Genomic DNA, 285 nt, shown 5'->3' with positions numbered 1-285 from the left:
GCCAACGACCGTCTCACCTACACCGCCAACCTATCCGATGGTTCCAATTTACCTAATTGGTTAAACTTCAACAGCCAAACAGGAAAGTTTTCGGGAACTCCCAGCAATAATCATGTCGGCAGTTTGGATCTAACAGTAACGGCTACCGATAGCGATGGCGAATCTGTAGAAGATACCTTCCAACTAACCATCAGCAATACCAACGATACTCCTATTTTACAACAAGCGATCGCAGATACCACCGCCACAGAAGATCGAAATTTCAGCCTAGATATTTCGAAAAAC

Origin of the sequence: Geitlerinema sp. PCC 9228, from assembly GCF_001870905.1 — a bacterium.
Lineage (GTDB): Bacteria > Cyanobacteriota > Cyanobacteriia > Cyanobacteriales > PCC-9228 > PCC-9228.
Note: the sequence above shows the minus strand (reverse complement) of the source record.